The following is a 17,262-nucleotide window of genomic DNA, read 5'->3' as shown; positions in this document are numbered from 1 at the left end:
GCGTCAGTGCCCGCCTTCGGGCGGCCGCCTCCGACGCGCGGTGTGCCGGGAAGTCTGGTCGGCGTCCTTGGGCTCGTATGCCCGCATCCGACGCCCGGAGGTCTCCCTGATGGCTGCCGCCCCTCGCGAACGTTCCCCCTTCCTCGGCCTGCTGCCGCTTCCGGAGCGCAATGCCGTGGTCCAGGCCCTGCGGACGGAAACCGTCGGCGGGCTGGTGCTCCTGGCGGCCGCCGTGGTGGCGCTGGTCTGGGCGAACACACCGTGGAGCGGCGTCTACGAGCAGATCCGCGACTTCCACTTCGGCATACCGGCACTCGGGCTGGACCTCTCCGTGGAGCACTGGACCGCCGACGGGCTCCTCAGCATCTTCTTCCTGGTCGCCGGGATCGAACTCAAGCGTGAACTGGTCGTGGGCGAGCTGCGCACCCCGGCCACAGCAGCGCTCCCGGTCATCGCTGCGGTCTGCGGCATGATCGTGCCTGCCGCCCTGTACGCCGGCACCGTCATGGCCGGCGGCGGCAGCCTGGCCGGCTGGGCGGTCCCCATGGCCACCGACATCGCTTTCGCACTCGCCGTCCTGGCAGTCCTCAGCACCCACCTGCCTGCCGCGCTTCGCGCCTTTCTGCTCACGCTCGCCGTCGTCGACGACCTGGGCGCGATCCTCATCATCGCCATCTTCTTCACCAGCGACCTGAACTTTCTGGCACTTGGCGGAGCCATCGCCGGCCTGGTCATCTTCTACCTGCTGCAGCGCTTCCGCGTGCGCGGCTGGTGGTGGTACGTCCCGCTCGGCATCGTGACCTGGGCGCTGATGTACAACGGCGGCGTCCACGCCACCGTCGCCGGTGTGGCCATGGGCCTGATCCTGCGCACCACCCGCGACAAGGGCGAGACCGCTTCACCCGCCGAGCGCACCTCGCATCTGCTCCATCCCGTCTCGGCCGGCGTCGCGGTCCCCTTGTTCGCTCTCTTCGCCGCGGGTGTCGGCATATCGGTGGCGTCGCTCGGCGAGGTCTTCACCCGGCCCGAACCCCTCGGGGTCGTGTTGGGGCTGGTCATCGGCAAGACCCTGGGCATCTTCGCCGGCACCTATCTCGCCGCCAGGTTCACCCGTGCCCGGCTCAACCCGGAGCTCGCCTGGGCGGACGTCCTCGCTCTCGCCGTCCTGGCCGGCATCGGCTTCACCGTTGCCCTGCTGATCGGCGAACTCGCGTTCCCGGACCCGGCCGCCGAAGAGCACGTCAAGGCCGCAGTCCTGATCGGTTCGCTCATCGCCGCCGTCTCGGCGGCCTTTCTCATCAAGCGTCGCAACGGGATCTACCGACGCCTGTACGAGGAAGAGACCCGCGACGAGGACGCCGACGGCATCCCCGACATCTATCAGCGAGCGGGCACCGGCGAGCACTGAAATGCAAAGGCACCACGCGGCGCCGCCTCGGCGGATGGTGGAGTCCTCGGCCCGCCAGGACCCCAAGGTCTTGCCTGTGGGGAAGTTCGCAGAGCGGCGGCGAGGACGCCGGGTGGCCGCGTCGCGGCCGGTGCCCTCCTCGGCCATCAGCAGCCGCAGGACCTCGGCGGGATCCCACCGCTGGGCTCGGGCGGTGGCCAGGACGTCCGGGGCCGCTTTGCGCATGTAGGGCAGGCGCGTGCGGCGCATTCGGGCAGCGCCGGGGCCTGGGGAAACGTCATAGTGGCTAATTCCTTCGTGGGGCGGGGCGGGCGCCGATAGGTTCGGCCGATGATCAATATGTCGGTGCGGGGCGACCGCGGGAGCGTCGTGGCCCGGGCCCAGGGTGGTGTGGAGTGGACCGCTGCATTCGCGGATCTGGACCCGGCGGAGTTTCCGATGCTCTGGGCCCTGGACCCGTATGGCGACGCGGTCTTCAACCACCGGCAGGTGCCGCTACTGCTGGCGGAACTCGACCGGCTCCCCGCCGCTTGCGGCGGTGACTGGGTCGGGCAGGCCCGCGAGTTGTGCCAGGTCGTCCAGCAGCGAGTGCACCGGTATCTGTGGTTCGTCGGGGACTGACCGCAGTCAGTCGGCCGTCAACTCCCTGGGGACGGGTCGCAGTTGACCGAGCTGCCAGCCGGTGGTTCCGTTCTGGATGGAGTGGGCTTCGTCCGCGCGGACGACCTCGCCGGCGGGTTTGCTGTCCGCGATGTGTCCCAGGATGGAGAGGAGGTCGTCGTCGGCGAAGCGTCCGGCCGTGGCCGCGAGTCCGAGGGCGTGGTCGACTTTGTCGTTGCCCACGCCCGCCGTTGCGGCCTCGACATACCTCTTGACCGTCTTCGGGTCGTGCCCCGTCAAGGTCGCCGCCGACCAGACCGTCCCGGTCAGGTCGTACGACTCAAGGATTTCCATAATCTCCGTGTCAGACTCACAGGAACTCTCCGGCCGGTAGCTGATGCGTGCAAACACCAGCAAACGGGGGAGGGGTCTCCTCCAGTTAAGGAAGTGATCAGGAACACCACTGGTCAGACGGCCATCCACCTGGAATTCCGGTGGCCGACAGCCGGGACTCGGCTGGCCGCACATCTGGACTTTGCCACGGCCGCCGTCAGCAGGATTCGAACTTGCGACACCCGCTTCAGGAGTTCGACGGACGCGCCGCGTGGGCCCTCCGACCGCGGGCCGGCGTTCCCCTCAGCACAGATGCAGGCTACGGCTGTCCGCGGTCGTTGACGTCAGCCGTCGTCTGGCAGGGGTTCGGTCACGTCGGCCCACAGGCGCGTGGTCCAGGGGTTGCCTTCCTCGCCAAGCCTGGCTGCCACGACGTCATCGAGGAACAACGCGTTGGCGATGTCCGTCCCGGTCTGCGGCCACCAGAGCGAGTCGCACTCGGTGCACAGGAAGAACGCCGCTCCATCGTTCTTGAAGCGGTAGGGGTGGAGCCGGTCCTGGCCGCAGCGTGGGCAGACTGGTGGCGTGCTCATGCCTGTCACCTCAGGTCCGCCCCTCGATACGAACTACGGGCGAGCCGGTCGCTGAGGTCTGCTGAGCCGGCTGCTCGGCTCCTTCAGTTCAGTCGAGAGCCGTACTGCCGGATCTGCTGCCGCCAGGCGCTCCGGTCGGCTGCTGCAGCACCCACCCACATGAGGCTCGCCCGAAATCCAGACTTTCTCCGCCTAGATCTCAGCACAGCAGCAGTACCCATTGAGCCAGCAGTAGTAGTGCCCCTGCATCAACCTTCTGTTGCAACTGGCACAGATGGCGATGTTGTGAGGGTTTACTCGAACGACAGAGGTATTCTCCAGCTCCAGGACGGCGCCGACCACATCGCGCCCATGCTCCCGAATTCCCTGCTGCACGAATTCGAAAGCGCCGTAAACTTTCCCGCACTCGCATGTGATGCGGTTGGAGTAGAGAGGCCCGGTATCCTTGATCCCCAACTCGGATTGAATCCTGGCTTTCTCTTCCTTCGTCACCGGCTCCATTGCGGCCTCTCTGATCCGCCGAGGAGTCCAAAACCACGAGTGTACGGCTGAAGCTGCGTCATGAGAGACGTAGAATGTCGCTGACCGGCCGTTTCGCAAGCAGTCTTGAATGGCGGCCACCACCGTGCTCGTATCCGCAGACATGACGGATTTCCCGTCGCTGACTGCGGCCTCAATGGTCGTCAGTGACGAACTATCCATGACGCATCCTCTCGGCAACGGGGTCGATTCGATAACGTCATGCTCTCCCAATTGAACAGGGGCTGCCACTGGAGGGATTCGAAGGCACCGTGAGCCGCAGCATGACCACCGCCACCGCCGAACTGCTGACCGTGCCCGAGGTCATGGCCCGGCTCAAGCTCGGCCGCTTCACGGTCTACGACCTCATCCGCTCACGCCGCCTGACCTCCATCACGATCGGCCGCGCCAGGAGCGTACTGGCTGACGCACTGCGGGAGTTCATCGTCCGCGAGATCGATGAGGCCGCCTGCCGGTCATTCAGCGCAAGCGCAATCCCAATGGCGCGGGCACCATCACCGAGCGCGAGGAAGGCCGCTATCAGGCCGCCGTGTGCGTCCTCCAGCCGGACGGCGCCCGCGCCCGGAAGTTCGCCTACGGCAAGACCTGGGCCGAGTGCGAGGCCATCCGCCGCGAACTCTCGTCAAGGTCGACCAGGGCGTGCCCGTGCCGACCCGGTCGGCAAGGCTGTCCGAGTGGCTGCCGTACCGGCTGGACATCGTCATCGAGCCGGGGCCGCAAGCTCAGCACGTACGACAAGTACGAGGCGCACGTCCGGCTGTACCTCGTGCCCATGCTCGGCTCGAAGCGGCTCGAAGCGGCTCGAATCACGGGGCGCTGCCGACGTTCGGCGTTTCGTCGTCCAGATGGAGAACAAGACCACCGCGGCCACTGCCAAGGAACGGCACCGGGTGATGCGCGCCGCCTTGACGGCTGCCTGGCGCGAGGGTCGCCCGCTCGAGCCGCGCAACGTGTACCGGTCCTTCACCCGCGTCGCCGACTCCGCCGGCCTCCGCGTGATCCGGCTGAACGATGCCCGGCACCCTGCTCACTGCTGCCGGGGTCGCTCCTCGCGTCGTGATGGAGATCCTCGGGCACAGTCGGATCAGCACACCATGGACGTCTACACGCACGTCGTCCAGGACACGCGGCGCGAGGCGATCAGCCACATGGACCGGCTGCTCTAGCGGCGGCACGGCCGTGAGTGACCACCCTCGTTGATGTCAGAAGCTGATGCCAAAGGCCCCGGACCATGATCGGTCCGGGGTCTTTGCGCTGGTGCCCCCGGCAGGATTCGAACCTGCGACACCCGCTTTAGGAGAGCGGTGCTCTATCCCCTGAGCTACGAAGGCATGGACCTCGGCCGAGATCCGGCGACTAGCCTAGCGGATAAGGGATACGCACTGGCAACATTCTCGTTTCCGCAGGTCAGAGGCGTTCCCGGCGTGGCACCCGAGCATGGCGGGCCCGCCCCCGGAGTCGGAGCCGGGGCCGGGCGGGGCGGCAGCTCGGAGCGGTCGCCCCGCCGCTTTGCGATCGCCTCGGGCTCAGCCCGATGCGTACAGCTCCTCGATGTCCGCCGCGTACGCCTTCACGATCGCGCCCCGTCGCAGCTTGAGTGATGGCGTCATCAGGCCGTCGTCCATGCTGAACTCGTTCGGGAGGATCCGGAACGCGCGGATCGACTCGGCCCGGGACACCGCGCTGTTCGCCATGGTCACGGCCCGTTGGATCTCCGCGTGCAGCTCCTTGTCGATCGTCGCCGCCTGGGGCAACGACAGTTGTTTCCCGCGCAGTTGGTACCAGTGCTTCGACGCCTCCAGGTCCAGCGTGATCAGGGCCGCGATGAAGGGCCGGTTGTCGCCGACCACGAGGCACTGCGAGATCAGGGGATGCCGGCGCAGCCGGTCCTCCAGGATCCGGGGGCTGACGCTCTTCCCGCCGCTCGTGACGATGATGTCCTTCTTGCGTCCCGTGATCACGAGGTAGCCGTCGTCGAGCCAGCCCACGTCGCCCGTCGCGAGCCAGCCGTCGCGCAGGACGGCCCCGGTGGCCACCGGGTCGTTGTGGTAGCCGGCGAAGACGACGTCGCCGCGGACCCAGATCTCCCCGTCCTGGGCGATGTGCACGGAGCAGCCCGGCAGCGGCCGGCCCACGGTGCCGAACCGGGGGCGGCCCGGTGGCTGGCTGGTCACCGCGGCGGTGGTCTCCGTGAGCCCGTACCCGTCGTGGACGGTGATCCCGGCGCCGTCGAAGAACAGGCCGAGTTCCCGGTCGAGGGTCGAGCCGCCGGATGTGGCGTGCCGGACGCGGCCGCCGAGTACGGCACGCAGCCGTCGGTACACCAGCCGGTCGTAGAGCGCGTGCCTGGCCTTGAGCATGCGTCCCGGCCCGGGCCCCTCCCCGGTGTCCCGCCGCTGCGCCTCCTCGGCGTAGCGCACCGCCGTGTCGACGGCCTTGTCGAACAGTTCCCCCCGCCCGGCCTGCTCAGCCGCCCGGCGGGCCTTGCTGAAGATCTTCTCGAAGATGTACGGCACGGCGAAGATGTAGGTCGGCCGGAAGGACGCGAGTGCCGGCAGCAGCGCGTCGGGCGAGATGTCGGGCTGGTGTCCGATCCGGACGCCGCCCCGGATGCAGGCCACCTGCACCATCAGCCCGTAGATGTGCGACAGCGGCAGGAACGCGAGAATGCACGGCTGCTCGCCCGGCTCGGCGAGGATGCTTCTCCAGCCCGTGTACAGGGTGTCGCACTCGGCCGCCAGGTTGGCATGGGTGATCACGCAGCCTCTGGGCCGGCCGGTGGTGCCCGACGTGTACGTGATGGCGGCGACCGACTGCGGCCCCACCGCCCGGCGGTGACGGTGCACCATGCTCTCCGGCACCTGCCGGCCCCGCTCCGTCAGCCGCTCGACGCAGCCCGAGTCCAGCTGCCACATCGAGCGGAGCAGCGACAGTCCGTCACAGGCCGCTCCCACCGTCATGGCGTGGTCCTCGTGCTCGACCACGATGGCAACCACCTGTGTGTTCGACAGGATCCAACGGACCTGGTCCGCCGAGGAGGTGGGGTAGACGGGTACGACCTGGGCGCCTATCGACCAGAGCGCATAGCTGAACAGGGTCCACTCGTAGCGGGTCCGGGACATCACGGCGACCCGCTCGCCGAGCCGTATGCCCTCGGCCAGCAGGCCCTTCGCCAACCCCGCCACCTCGTCACGGAATTCGGACGCGGTCACCGGGACCCACTCGTCGCCGCCCGGGCCGCTGACGCGCCGGGACAGCTGTAACAGCTTCGGGGTGCGCTCGGCCACGTCGTACACCGAGTCGGCAAGGCTTCCCGTCGCCAGGGTCTCCACCAGCGGCGGAAGGCTGAAGTCGCGCAAAGTACCCCCTTGATGAGCCACCGCCGCGCCGCGTTTCGCAGCGGGCAGGGGCGCAAAGTACCGGCCATTCACGTGGCTGCCTAGGGGCTTGACCCCGTTCGGTCGCATGCGCGATTAAGACCGGGTTACGGCAGTACGTCGGGAGTGGGAACCCGGTCGGCGGCCGGTGGGTGCCGGAGGCGGCGGGGGAGCGGGCCGGGCAGGCGGCCGGCGCTTGACGGGGTCCGGGGAGCGGCATAGCGTCGCGGACGTACTGAGCATGCGCTTAGGAAGGCCGCCCGTGTCGCACTCGTACCCCGAAGCCGCCCTCACCGCTCCCGGTGCTCCCTTCGAAGTCGTACGGGGCGAGGACGGCGGGCTGATCTACGCGAACGGGCCGCGCACCTTGCTGGAGTTCGTCGAGGCGACGTGGGCGTTCGGGGACAGGCCGTTCCTCGTGGCGGAGAGCGGCACGTACACCTACGGCGAGTTCTTCGCTGCCGCCTCCGCCCTGGCCCGGCGGTTCGTTGACGTGTACGGGCTCCGGCCCGGGGACCGGGCGGCCGTGGCGATGCGCAACCACCCCGAGTGGCAGATCGCCTTCTGGGCGGCGCAGCTCGCCGGCCTCGTCGCCGTCCCGCTCAACGCCTGGTGGACCGAGCAGGAGCTGACCTACGCGCTGGACGACTGCGCGCCGCGCGTGCTGCTCGTGGACGGCGAGCGGCTGCCGCGCGTCGAGGAGTGGCGGAAGCGGAACGGCGCGCGCTGCGTCGTCTTCCACGAGGACGGGCACGACGAGGGACACTTCGACGGGGCTCAGGACGGTCACGACTACGGGCCAGCCGGCGCACGTGCCGACGGGGTCGAGCGGTACGAGGACCTCCCCGTGGCGGACCCGTTGGCCGCGCCGCCCGCCGTCGACGTCGCCGCCGAGGACGACGCGACGATCATCTACACCTCCGGAACCACCGGCCGTCCCAAGGGCGCCGTCGCCACGCATCTTGCGCAGGCGGGCGCGGCCCTGCACCCCCGCTACCACGCGGTGGCCGCGTCGCTGGCGCGCGGTGTGCTGCCCGGTCAGGGGCCCGCACCGGTGGTCCTGATGACGTTCCCGTTCTTCCATGTGGCCGCGTTCACGACGCTGTACTCGATGATGGGCGTCGGCGGCACCCTCGTCCTGATGCGGAAATGGGACGCGGAGAAGGCCGTCGCTTTGATCGGGGAGCACGGCGTAACCCACTACTCGGGCGTGCCGACGACGGCGCTCCAGCTTCTCGACGCAGCCGAGAGCACAGGGTCGGACCTGGCGACGCTCAGCCACCTCAGTACAGGTGGTGCGGCCGCCCCGCCCGATCTGGTCACCCGGCTGACCGCCCGCTACGGGCACCGGATCGAGCCCCGCAGCGGTTACGGACTGACCGAGACGTGCGGCGGTGTGCTCGCCAACTCGGGGGACGCTTACCGCGACGACCCCAGGAGTGTGGGCATGCCCTCGCCCGCGACCGAGGTGCGGATCGCCGGAACCGACGGCGCGCCGCTGCCGGAGGGGCAGGTCGGCGAGCTGTGGCTGCGCGGGCAGTCGCTCGTACGCGGCTACTGGCGCGACGAGCCGGCCGGCGCGGCCGCCTTCCAGGACGGCTGGTTCCGGACCGGGGACCTCGCGACGGTCCGCGAGGGCCGCGTCAGCATCGTCGACCGGATCAAGGACATGGTGGTCCGGGGCGGCGAGAACGTGTACTGCGTCGAGGTCGAGGCGGTGCTGCACGACCACCCCGAGGTCGCCGACGCCGCCGTGCTGGGCGTGCCGCACCCGTTGCTGGGCGAGGAGGTCGCGGCCGTGGTCCGGTTGCGTGCCGGCGCCACGGTCACCGCCGAGGACCTGAGGGAGCACGTCGGCGGGAGGCTGGCCGCCTTCAAGGTGCCCGCCCGCGTCCTGCTGCGGGACGGGCCGATCCCGCGCAACCCGACGGGCAAGATCCTCAAGAGGGTCCTCAGGGAGTCGCTTCGGAGCGGGTGACCCGGACCCGGTAGACACCGTTCTCGTCCTTGTCGACCACCGATATGCGTATCCCGTTCTCGCGATCGGTGAAGGTCTGGCCCGGCCGGTAGGGGGCGTCGGAGAGTTCCGCGTGGACGTTGGCGCCCCGGGTGCAGCCGCCGCTGTCGCGGTCGCTGTCGGAGACGGTCACGGGGCCCTGCCCGGTGTCGACGTCGGACTTGACGCGGTAGATGAGCACGCCGGGCTCGCACACGTGGTCGTCGTTCCCGGCCCTGGTGCGCACCTCCGCCGCGTAGCCGGTGCTCTCGTCCAGCGGCACGACCACCACCTTGGAGCCGCCGCGTGTGGCGAGCGGGGTGAGGGTGTGCTCGGTCGTGCCGGGGGAGGCGGCGCAGCCGATCTGGCTGTTGTCCAGCCAGCCGAGCTTCCACTTGTGCCAGCCGAGCAGGTCGTTGTTGGCGCCCCAGTCCTCGGACATGATGTCCCAGTGGCCGACCGAACCGCCGCCGCTCGCCGTGTACAGGTCGGGCAGCCCGAAGACATGGCCGTTCTCGTGCGGCAGGACGCGGTAGCCGGTCTCCGAGTACGACCCGGAACCGTCGTCCTGACGGCTGTAGACGAAGGACGTGTTGGCGAGCGGCACACCGTCGGCGACCGGTGCCGCGTCGTTGCCGGAGAAGGTCACGGAGAGCACGGTGTCCAGCGCGGACGGGCCGGCGTTGGGGGTCACCAGGACGTTGACGAGGTCGTACTGGGCGAAGTCCACTTTCGGGTCGGCGACGGTGACCAGGTCCTCGACGAGCTGCCGGTACCCCGGTTCGTACGGTGAGCCGCGCTCTATCCCGTAGGCGGCGAACGGCATCGGCATCCGCAGCCAGTCGGTCACGGGGGCGTGCGGCCGGTAGCTGAGCCGGCCGTACGAGCTGGTGGCGAACCACTGCGAGGTCTGCGGGAAGAACTCCGCGAGCCGGTCGAGGGCGGAACCGCTGCCCTCCGCGTCCGGGAAGTCGATCATCAGGTTGAGAGCGCGGACCACGCCGGTGGAGCGGCTGTAACCGGCGGGCGTGGGCAGGCCCTCCGACATCTGGACGCCGATGCCCGACGGGATGCGGCAGGGTCCGAGGCCCACGGCGTCGGGCGCCGCGCTCGGTCCGGCATAGAGCCGGTCGGGGGCCGGGACGGTAGAACTCGCCGTGGTCAAGGCGGCCAGCGTCAGGGCCGCGAAGGCGGCGAGTCCGGCGAGCCTGCCACGTCTGCGTATCCGGTGGCGGGTCTGCTCCACGTGATCGCCTCCGGGGGCCGCGGCAGCAGGCCGGGCCCTGGCTGCGCTCACTTCGAACAGCCTGTGTCTGGCGGTGGCAGGGCGCGCGTCGGGTGGTCCGATCGGGGGGTTTTCCCGACGGAAGGCATATGTGGCTCAGGTCACAGCAGTCAGGGGAAATAACCGGGGATCGTTTCCCCGTTTGAACCCGTGTCTCCGCTGAAACGGGGATACGGTCCCCGGTTGGGGTCCATGGAACCTCACGGGACCTCAGCGCCGACGTCCCGGACCGCCGGAAGGGCTGAGAGGCCCCCCGCAGACGGAAGAACACGGAAGGAAGTGGAGTCGTGAGCACCGCCGCCGAAACGCGCCGCCCGCCGCGCCCCCGGGCGGACGCCCTGCGCAATCGCGAGCGGATCGTGTCGGCCGCGCGCGAGATGTTCGTCGAATTCGGGCCGGAAGTCCCGCTCGACGAGATCGCCCGCCGTGCGGGCATCGGCAACGCCACGCTCTACCGTCACTTCCCCGACCGCGCGGCCTTGATCCGCGAGGTCGTCCTCTACGTCCTGTCCCGCACCACGGAGCGGGCGGACGCCGCGGCGGCCGAGGAGGCCGATCCCTTCGCCGCACTGCGTCGCTTCGTCCACCTGGCCGCCGACGAGCGGATCGGGGCCCTGTGTCCCATGCTCTCCGGCGCCTTCGACACCCATCACCCCGACCTGCACGCCGGCCGTGAACGACTCGACATGGCCGTGCGCGGCCTCGTCGAGGCGGCTCAGGCGGCCGGCCGGATGCGCACCGATGTCGCCGTGGGCGACCTGATGGTGGCGCTCTCCCAGCTCACCCGGCCACTTCCGGGCACCGCGTGCCCGAACATGGACCGTTTCGTCCACCGTCATCTTCAGCTGTTCCTGGACGGACTCGAGGCGCCCGCGCGCTCCGAACTGCCCGGGACGGCCGCGACCCTGGAGGACCTGCGCACCACGTGACGCCGTGACTCCTTCTGCCCTCCCGCACTCCTGAGCCCTTTTCGCGCACCGGGTGACATGCCGTCACCCGGCGGCGCGTCACCTCCCGTTACCCATTAGGTGGCCAGACCCATGCCGAAAACAGCCGACATATCATCCTCCGAGCCGAGACTGCCCGGCCCGGGACTCTCCGACCCGAGCCGCTGGAAGGCTCTGGTCTTCATAGCCCTCGCCCAGCTGATGGTGGTGCTCGACGCGACGATCGTGAACATCGCGCTCCCCACCGCCCAGCAGGACCTCGGGATCTCCGACGCCAACCGGCAGTGGGTCATCACCGCCTACGCCCTCGCCTTCGGCGGGCTGCTGCTCTTCGGCGGCCGCATCGCCGACCTGTGGGGACGCAGGCGCACCTTCATCGTCGGACTGCTCGGCTTCGCCGCAGCCTCCGCGCTCGGCGGCGCTGCGACCGGCGAGGCGATGATGCTCGGCGCCCGCGCCCTGCAGGGCGTGTTCGGCGCGCTGCTCGCACCCGCCGCGCTCTCGCTGCTCGCCGTGATGTTCACCGACGCCAAGGAGCGCGCCAAGGCCTTCGGCATCTACGGTGCGATCGCCGGTGGCGGTGGCGCCGTCGGCCTGATCCTCGGCGGCTTCCTCACCGAGTACCTCAACTGGCGCTGGACGTTCTACGTCAACATCCCCTTCGCGATCGTCGCCGCCGTCGGCGCGTACCTGGTGATCCGCGAGCCGGCGGGTGCGCGCAACCGCTCCTCGCTGGACATCCCCGGTGTCGTGCTCTCCACGCTCGGTCTGGTCGCGCTCGTGTACGGCTTCACCCGCGCCGAGTCCGCCGGGTGGTCCGACGGCCTGACGGTGGGCATGTTCTTCGCCTCCGTCGTGCTGCTCGCCGCGTTCGTCGCCACCGAGGCCAAGGTCAAGTCGCCGCTGCTGCCCCTGCGGGTCCTGACCGAACGCAACCGCGGCGGTGTCTACCTGTCGCTGGGCCTCGCCATCATCGCGATGTTCGGGCTCTTCCTCTTCCTGACGTTCTACCTTCAGGTCGTGAAGGGCTACTCCCCCGTCATGACGGGCTTCGCCTTCCTGCCGATGATCGCGGGCATGATCACCGGCTCGACCCAGATCGGCGCCCGGCTGATGACCCGGGTGGCGCCGCGCCTGCTGATGGGCCCCGGCTTCGTCGTGGCGGCGACCGGCATGCTGCTGCTGACCCAGCTGGAGATCGACAGCTCCTACGCGGGCCTGATCCTGCCGGCCCAGCTGCTGCTCGGCCTCGGCATGGGCACGGCGTTCATGCCGGCGATGTCCCTGTCCACGCACGGGGTGAACCCGGCGGACGCCGGCGTCGCCTCCGCGATGGTCAACACCTCCCAGCAGGTGGGCGGCGCGATCGGTACGGCTCTGCTGAACACCATCGCGGCCTCCGCCACGACCTCGTACATCGCCTCGCACGCCGCCGGAGCGGGGGACCCGAAGCTGCTGGAGCTCCAGGGCATGGTGCACGGCTTCTCGTCGGCGATCTGGTGGGCGGTCGGCATCCTGGCGGCTGCCGCGGCGATCGCGTTCACGCTCATCAACAGCGGGCGCCCCGGGGCCGGTCCGGTCGCGGCGGGCTCCGGTGAGGGCGCCGGCGCGGACGACGAGATCAAGGTTCCCGTCATCGCGCACTGAGTCACGGACCGGGCCGCGGGAGGATCAGGCGGTACGCGCGTGAAGAAGGGCCCCGTCCGGGTGCGTCGCGGACGGGGCCCTTCGCCGTGCCGATCATCCGAGCCGGGCGGGCCCCGCGCCCGGCAGGTCCGAGCCGGGCGCCGGGAGGGCGCCCTGCGCTGCGCCGGTCACCCGGGTCGGGCGGCGTCTGCGTGGGTCACCTGAGCCAGGGCAGGTCCGCTCCGGTGTCCTGGGGCTGCAGCCCTTCCGCCATGACCTGCATGATCTCGCCGAGCTGTGCGACCTGTTCCGGTGTGAGCCGGTCGAACATCGCCTGGCGCACGGCTTCGACATGACCCGGCGCTGTCCGCCGGAGGACTCCGAAGCCTTCCTCCGTCAGTACGGCGTTCTGCCCGCGCTTGTCGGAGGGGCAGTCCTCCCGCCGGACCCAGCCGTTCTTCTCCAGCCGGGCTATCGCGTGCGAGAGCCGGGACCGGGTGATCTTGGCGTCGATGGCCAGCTCGGTCATCCGCTTGCGGCGGCGAGGCGCCTGGGAGAGCTGGACGAGTAGGCCGTAGTAGATGTGCGGCATGCCCGCGTCGCGCTGCAACTGGCGGTCGAGGTGGTCCTCGAGGAGGGTGGTGGCGTGGAGGTAGGAGCGCCACACCCGCTGCTCCTCGTCGCTCAGCCAGCGTGGTTCCTGACCGCCCTCACCTTTGAGTGCCCTGTTCATGTATCCACTCTACGACCCTGTTCTTGAAAGTTGAACTAAATGCGTCTAGGGTTGAATCAGCTTGAAACTTCAAGCTTCCAGTAACGCCGGGTCAGCCGACCGGGTCCAGCAGACCGGGAGCCGCCAGCCATGAACGCCACCCCCGCACCCACCACCTCCGACGCGACGCGCATGCCCGCGCTCTACCTCTCGCACGGCGCCCCGCCCCTCGCCGACGACCCGCTCTGGCCCGGCCAGCTCGCCGCCTGGTCCGACGCGCTGCCCAGGCCCAAGGCGATCCTTATGGTCTCCGCGCACTGGGAGGAGGCGCCCCTCGCCCTCGGCGCGACCCGGACCATGCCGCTGGTGTACGACTTCTGGGGCTTCCCGGAGCACTACTACCGCGTCCGCTACGACGCACCCGGAGCTCCCGAACTCGCCGACTCCGTAAGCAAACTGCTCCGCCGCGCCGGCACGCCGGTGCAGGACATCCCCGACCGGGGACTCGACCACGGCGCGTACGTCCCGCTGGTGGAGATGTATCCGGACGCGGACATCCCGGTGCTGCAGATCTCCATGCCCACGCTCGACCCGCAGAAGCTGCTCGAGATCGGGCGCAGGCTCGCCCCGCTGCGGGACGAGGGCGTGCTGATCGTCGGCAGTGGCTTCTTCACTCACAACCTGGCGGCGCTGCGGCACGACGGAACGCCCGGCTGGTCCACCGAGTTCGACGACTGGGGGCACCGGGCGCTGGCGGACGCCGACGTCGACGCGCTGCTCGACTTCGAGAACAAGGCCCCCGCCGGGCGACTGGCCCACCCGCGGACCGAGCACTTCGCGCCACTGTTCGTCACCATCGGGGCGTCGGAGGCGGAGATCGGCAACGGCCGGAGCGTGATCGACGGCTTCTGGATGGGACTGGCGAAGCGGTCCGTGCAGTTCGGCTGACGCCTGCTCCGCTCCTGCCCACCTCCCCTGCCCACCTCCTGTGTCCCCTCACGGCCTCCGCCGACCCGGCGGCCGGGGGCTCAGTGCAGGTGCTTCTCGAACCAGGCCACGTCCCGGTAACGGCCGAACTTCCGCCCGACCTCCCCGTACGTGCCGATGTGGCGGAACCCGAAACGGGTGTGCAGCCGGACGGACGCGTCATTCGGCAGGGCGACGCCCGCGTAGGCCCGACGCAGGTCCTCGTCCACCAGGGCCTCGAAGAGCGCCTTGTAGAGCAGGGTGCCGATGCCGCGTCCGGCGGCCTGCGGCGCGCAGTAGACGCTGACCTCGACGGAGGTGGAGCAGGCCGCCTTGGGGCGGAAGGCGCTGCTGGTGGCGTAGCCCAGGATCCCGTGCGCCGGTCGGTCCGGTCGGTCCGGTCGTGTCGGGTGGTCCGGTCGTACCCGAAGGATTCGGTCCGGCAAACCGGACATCCTGAGCAACCAGAAGGCGGTGCGGGCCGTCTTCAGGGTGGGAGTGCAGCCATGAGCGGCGCTGCTCAGGGGTGAAAACCGCGGTGTCGAACGTGATCGAGGTCTCACGGACGTAATGGTTGCAGATGTCTGTGAGGGCTTCGAGGTCGGCTTCCACGCCCGGCCTGACCTGCACCTCCGCCTGTGCCGGCAGCATCCGTCCTCCTGGGTCGGCCGGACAGGGTACTGCATGATCGCGGAAATCGACGCACCTGATGGGAATTCTGTCCGGATTCCAGTCGTTGTTTCCTTCGGATGCAGGGCACCCGGGAGGGTGTCGCGACCTACTCAGCAAGGGAGCTCGCATGGCAACCCGTGCCGTCGCCCGCCGTCAGTCCGACTCTGGTGGGGCGACCGACAGGGCAAGCAGTGTTCGCGCCGTGGGCGGGGAGATCGCCGATCGCGACCTGGTCGGCATGTACCTCGACGAGATTGCGCGCACGCCGCTGCTCGACGCCGCCAAGGAAGTCGAGCTGTCCCAGACCATCGAGGCGGGTGTCTATGCCCGTCAGATCCTCGACAAGGAAGTAGACAGCGAAGCCGGCGGAGCCACGCGGGAGGAGCTGGAGGCGCTGGCCGAGGCCGGCGAGCGTGCCAAGGACATCTTCATCCGCTCGAATCTGCGTCTCGTCGTGGCCGTCGCCCGGCGTTATCCGCGCAGCGGGCTGCCGTTGCTCGACCTGATCCAGGAAGGGAACGCAGGCCTGGTCCGCGCTGTCGAGAAGTTCGACTACGCCAAGGGATTCAAGTTCTCCACGTACGCGACGTGGTGGATCCGCCAGGCGATCACCAGGTCCATAGCCGACCAGTCCCGCACCATCCGGCTCCCCGTCCACCTGGTCGAGGAACTGGGCCGCATCCGTCGCGTCCAGCGCGAGTTCAACCGGGAGAACGGCCGGGAACCTGAGCCGTCGGAGATCGCCGAGGAGCTCGGCTCGACGCCCGAGCGCGTCATCGACGTCCTCGACTGGGCCCGTGACCCGGTCAGCCTGAACATGTCGGTGGACGACGCCGGCGAGACCCAGTTCGGTGACCTGCTGGAGGACACCTCCGCCGTGTCGCCGGAGCAGTCGGTGCTCACGCTGCTGCGCAGCGAGGAGCTGGAGGACCTGATCGGCAAGCTGGACAACCGCACCGCGTCCATCATCCGCATGCGGTACGGGATCGAGGACGGCAGGGAGCGGACCCTGACCGAGGTCGGCAAGGAACACGGCCTGACGCGGGAACGGATCCGCCAGATCGAGAAGCACGCGCTGCTGGAGCTCAAGCGGATGGCCCGCGACACGGGCTTCGAGCCGGCCGCCTAGGAGCCCCGGGGGGCAATGGACGGTCCGCCCCCGGGCCGGCCCGTCCATGACCGGTGCGCGGCAGCGGGCGCGGCGGCCGTCTGCGGTGGCCTCGTCAGCCCGTGGCCCTGGCGAGCCGCGTCGCGAGGTCCGTCATGTACTCGCGCAGGGGCTGCGGGCCGTGCACGGTGAACTCGCAGTCCACCAGCGCCAGACGCAGCGCCAGCCACTCGACCGAATCCGCCGACCTCGCCCGGAGCCGGCATGCGCTGTCGCCCGTCGGCGAAGGCGGGCCAAGATGCTCCGGCAGCCGGGCCGCCACGTATGACGCCGGAGCCTCGAAGCTGACATCGACCTCGTGTTCCTGTTGGTGCCGCGACATCGAGTGGCTCAGCAGCTCCGCCGCGTCCCCGCCGGGCATCTCGCGCGGCGTGAACCGGGCCCCTGTCGCGAACGGCTCCGTCATCCGGTCGACGCGGAACGTGCGCCAGTCCTCGCGACCCATGTCGTATGCCACCAGGTACCACCGCCGGCCCGTCGATACGAGGCGGTACGGCTCCACCTGCCGCCGCGTCTCTGCGCCGTCCCCTGCCCGGTAGCAGAACCGGAGGCGCTCGCGCGCCGTCACCGTGCTCGCGATGACCGTCAGGGTCTGCGGATCGATCGTGGCACCGTCGCCCCTGGTGAGGGGCAGGGTCGCTGCCTGGAGGGTGGTGACCCGGTGGCGCAGCCGGGACGGCAGCACCTGCTCGAGCTTCGCGAGCGCCCGTACGGACGCCTCCTCGATGCCTTCGATCGCGTGGCCCGCCCCGGCCCGCAGCCCGACAGCGATCGCCACGGCCTCCTCGTCGTCCAGCAGCAATGGCGGCATCGCGGCGCCCGCGACCAGCCGGTATCCGCCGACGGCGCCCTTGGTGGCCTCGACCGGATATCCGAGGTCGCGCAGCCGGTCGATGTCGCGCCGGATGGTGCGCGGGCTGACGTCGAGGCGCTCGGCCAGCTCGCTGCCGGGCCATTCACGCGGCGTCTGGAGGAGCGAGAGCAGATTCAGAAGTCGTGCCGGAGTGTCCGTCATGTTTCTCAGGATGCCCGCCATCTA

At 69.7% G+C, this 17,262-nt stretch carries 13 protein-coding genes, 1 tRNA gene and 3 pseudogenes; 9 read left to right on the top strand and 8 right to left on the bottom strand.

What is annotated here, in order from left to right; all coding sequences use genetic code 11:
* The first annotated feature begins 109 nt into the window (after positions 1-109).
* Together nhaA and MDN94_RS05020 are read left to right on the top strand one after the other, a co-directional pair.
* The gene (gene nhaA, locus MDN94_RS05025; protein ID WP_482724753.1) at positions 110-1,408 is read left to right on the top strand and encodes a Na+/H+ antiporter NhaA; all 1,299 of its coding nucleotides are present in this window, start codon (positions 110-112) and stop codon (positions 1,406-1,408) included.
* 330 nt (positions 1,409-1,738) lie between these two features.
* Positions 1,739-2,029, top strand: a complete 291-nt coding sequence (locus MDN94_RS05020; protein WP_482724752.1) for a hypothetical protein — start codon at positions 1,739-1,741, stop codon at positions 2,027-2,029.
* 6 nt (positions 2,030-2,035) lie between these two features.
* Here MDN94_RS05020 and MDN94_RS05015 read toward each other — a convergent pair whose 3' ends face one another.
* Both MDN94_RS05015 and MDN94_RS05010 read right to left on the bottom strand, forming a co-directional pair.
* Positions 2,036-2,362: a hypothetical protein gene (locus MDN94_RS05015; RefSeq protein ID WP_482724751.1), complete on the bottom strand. Its 327-nt coding sequence runs from the start codon at positions 2,360-2,362 to the stop codon at positions 2,036-2,038.
* A gap of 323 nt (positions 2,363-2,685) precedes the next feature.
* Positions 2,686-2,934, bottom strand: coding sequence for a hypothetical protein (locus MDN94_RS05010; RefSeq protein ID WP_482724750.1), 249 nt, complete (start codon positions 2,932-2,934; stop codon positions 2,686-2,688).
* An 803-nt stretch (positions 2,935-3,737) separates the two neighbouring features.
* Between MDN94_RS05010 and MDN94_RS05005 the strand changes: the two are divergent.
* Together MDN94_RS05005 and MDN94_RS05000 are read left to right on the top strand one after the other, a co-directional pair.
* Positions 3,738-3,923: pseudogene (locus MDN94_RS05005) on the top strand (helix-turn-helix domain-containing protein); the annotation flags it as partial.
* Positions 3,923-4,640 (top strand): annotated as a pseudogene (locus MDN94_RS05000) (tyrosine-type recombinase/integrase). The pseudogenes MDN94_RS05005 and MDN94_RS05000, both read left to right, overlap by 1 nt.
* Positions 4,641-4,729: 89 nt before the next feature.
* Here MDN94_RS05000 and MDN94_RS04995 read toward each other — a convergent pair.
* A tRNA-Arg gene (locus MDN94_RS04995) sits at positions 4,730-4,805 on the bottom strand.
* A gap of 195 nt (positions 4,806-5,000) precedes the next feature.
* Entirely contained in the window at positions 5,001-6,833 is a 1,833-nt protein-coding gene (locus tag MDN94_RS04990; RefSeq protein WP_482724749.1) for an AMP-dependent synthetase/ligase, read from the bottom strand.
* 259 nt (positions 6,834-7,092) lie between these two features.
* Here MDN94_RS04990 and MDN94_RS04985 point away from each other — a divergent pair, with 259 nt between their 5' ends.
* Positions 7,093-8,829, top strand: a complete 1,737-nt coding sequence (locus MDN94_RS04985; RefSeq protein ID WP_482724748.1) for a class I adenylate-forming enzyme family protein — start codon at positions 7,093-7,095, stop codon at positions 8,827-8,829.
* On the opposite strand, the gene MDN94_RS04980 is transcribed toward MDN94_RS04985, so the two are convergent.
* Positions 8,804-10,093, bottom strand: a complete 1,290-nt coding sequence (locus MDN94_RS04980) for a M6 family metalloprotease domain-containing protein (protein ID WP_482724747.1) — start codon at positions 10,091-10,093, stop codon at positions 8,804-8,806. The genes MDN94_RS04985 and MDN94_RS04980 overlap by 26 nt on opposite strands.
* Positions 10,094-10,419: 326 nt before the next feature.
* Here MDN94_RS04980 and MDN94_RS04975 point away from each other — a divergent pair, with 326 nt between their 5' ends.
* Complete coding sequence (locus tag MDN94_RS04975; RefSeq protein WP_482724746.1) at positions 10,420-11,061, top strand: TetR/AcrR family transcriptional regulator; 642 nt, start codon at positions 10,420-10,422, stop codon at positions 11,059-11,061.
* A 111-nt stretch (positions 11,062-11,172) separates the two neighbouring features.
* Entirely contained in the window at positions 11,173-12,726 is a 1,554-nt protein-coding gene (locus MDN94_RS04970; protein WP_482724745.1) for an MFS transporter, read from the top strand.
* Positions 12,727-12,922: 196 nt separating this feature from the next.
* Here MDN94_RS04970 and MDN94_RS04965 read toward each other — a convergent pair whose 3' ends face one another.
* Positions 12,923-13,438 carry a MarR family winged helix-turn-helix transcriptional regulator gene (locus MDN94_RS04965; RefSeq protein WP_482724744.1) on the bottom strand — a complete coding sequence of 172 codons (516 nt, stop codon included), beginning with the start codon at positions 13,436-13,438 and terminating at the stop codon, positions 12,923-12,925.
* Between the two features lie 129 nt (positions 13,439-13,567).
* On the opposite strand from MDN94_RS04965, the gene MDN94_RS04960 reads away from it, so the two are divergent.
* Positions 13,568-14,365, top strand: a complete 798-nt coding sequence (locus MDN94_RS04960) for a dioxygenase family protein (protein ID WP_482724743.1) — start codon at positions 13,568-13,570, stop codon at positions 14,363-14,365.
* A gap of 80 nt (positions 14,366-14,445) precedes the next feature.
* Here MDN94_RS04960 and MDN94_RS04955 read toward each other — a convergent pair.
* A pseudogene (locus MDN94_RS04955) lies at positions 14,446-15,034 on the bottom strand (GNAT family N-acetyltransferase).
* Between the two features lie 148 nt (positions 15,035-15,182).
* Here MDN94_RS04955 and MDN94_RS04950 point away from each other — a divergent pair.
* Positions 15,183-16,184: a sigma-70 family RNA polymerase sigma factor gene (locus tag MDN94_RS04950; protein ID WP_441265022.1), complete on the top strand. Its 1,002-nt coding sequence runs from the start codon at positions 15,183-15,185 to the stop codon at positions 16,182-16,184.
* Between the two features lie 94 nt (positions 16,185-16,278).
* Here the strand turns inward: MDN94_RS04950 and MDN94_RS04945 are convergent, their stop codons facing one another.
* Positions 16,279-17,238 carry a helix-turn-helix transcriptional regulator gene (locus MDN94_RS04945; RefSeq protein ID WP_482724742.1) on the bottom strand — a complete coding sequence of 320 codons (960 nt, stop codon included), beginning with the start codon at positions 17,236-17,238 and terminating at the stop codon, positions 16,279-16,281.
* Positions 17,239-17,262 lie beyond the last annotated feature (24 nt).

The organism is Streptomyces sp. WAC00040 (assembly GCF_056835925.1).
Note: the sequence above shows the minus strand (reverse complement) of the source record. Positions and strands in the feature narration are given on the sequence as shown.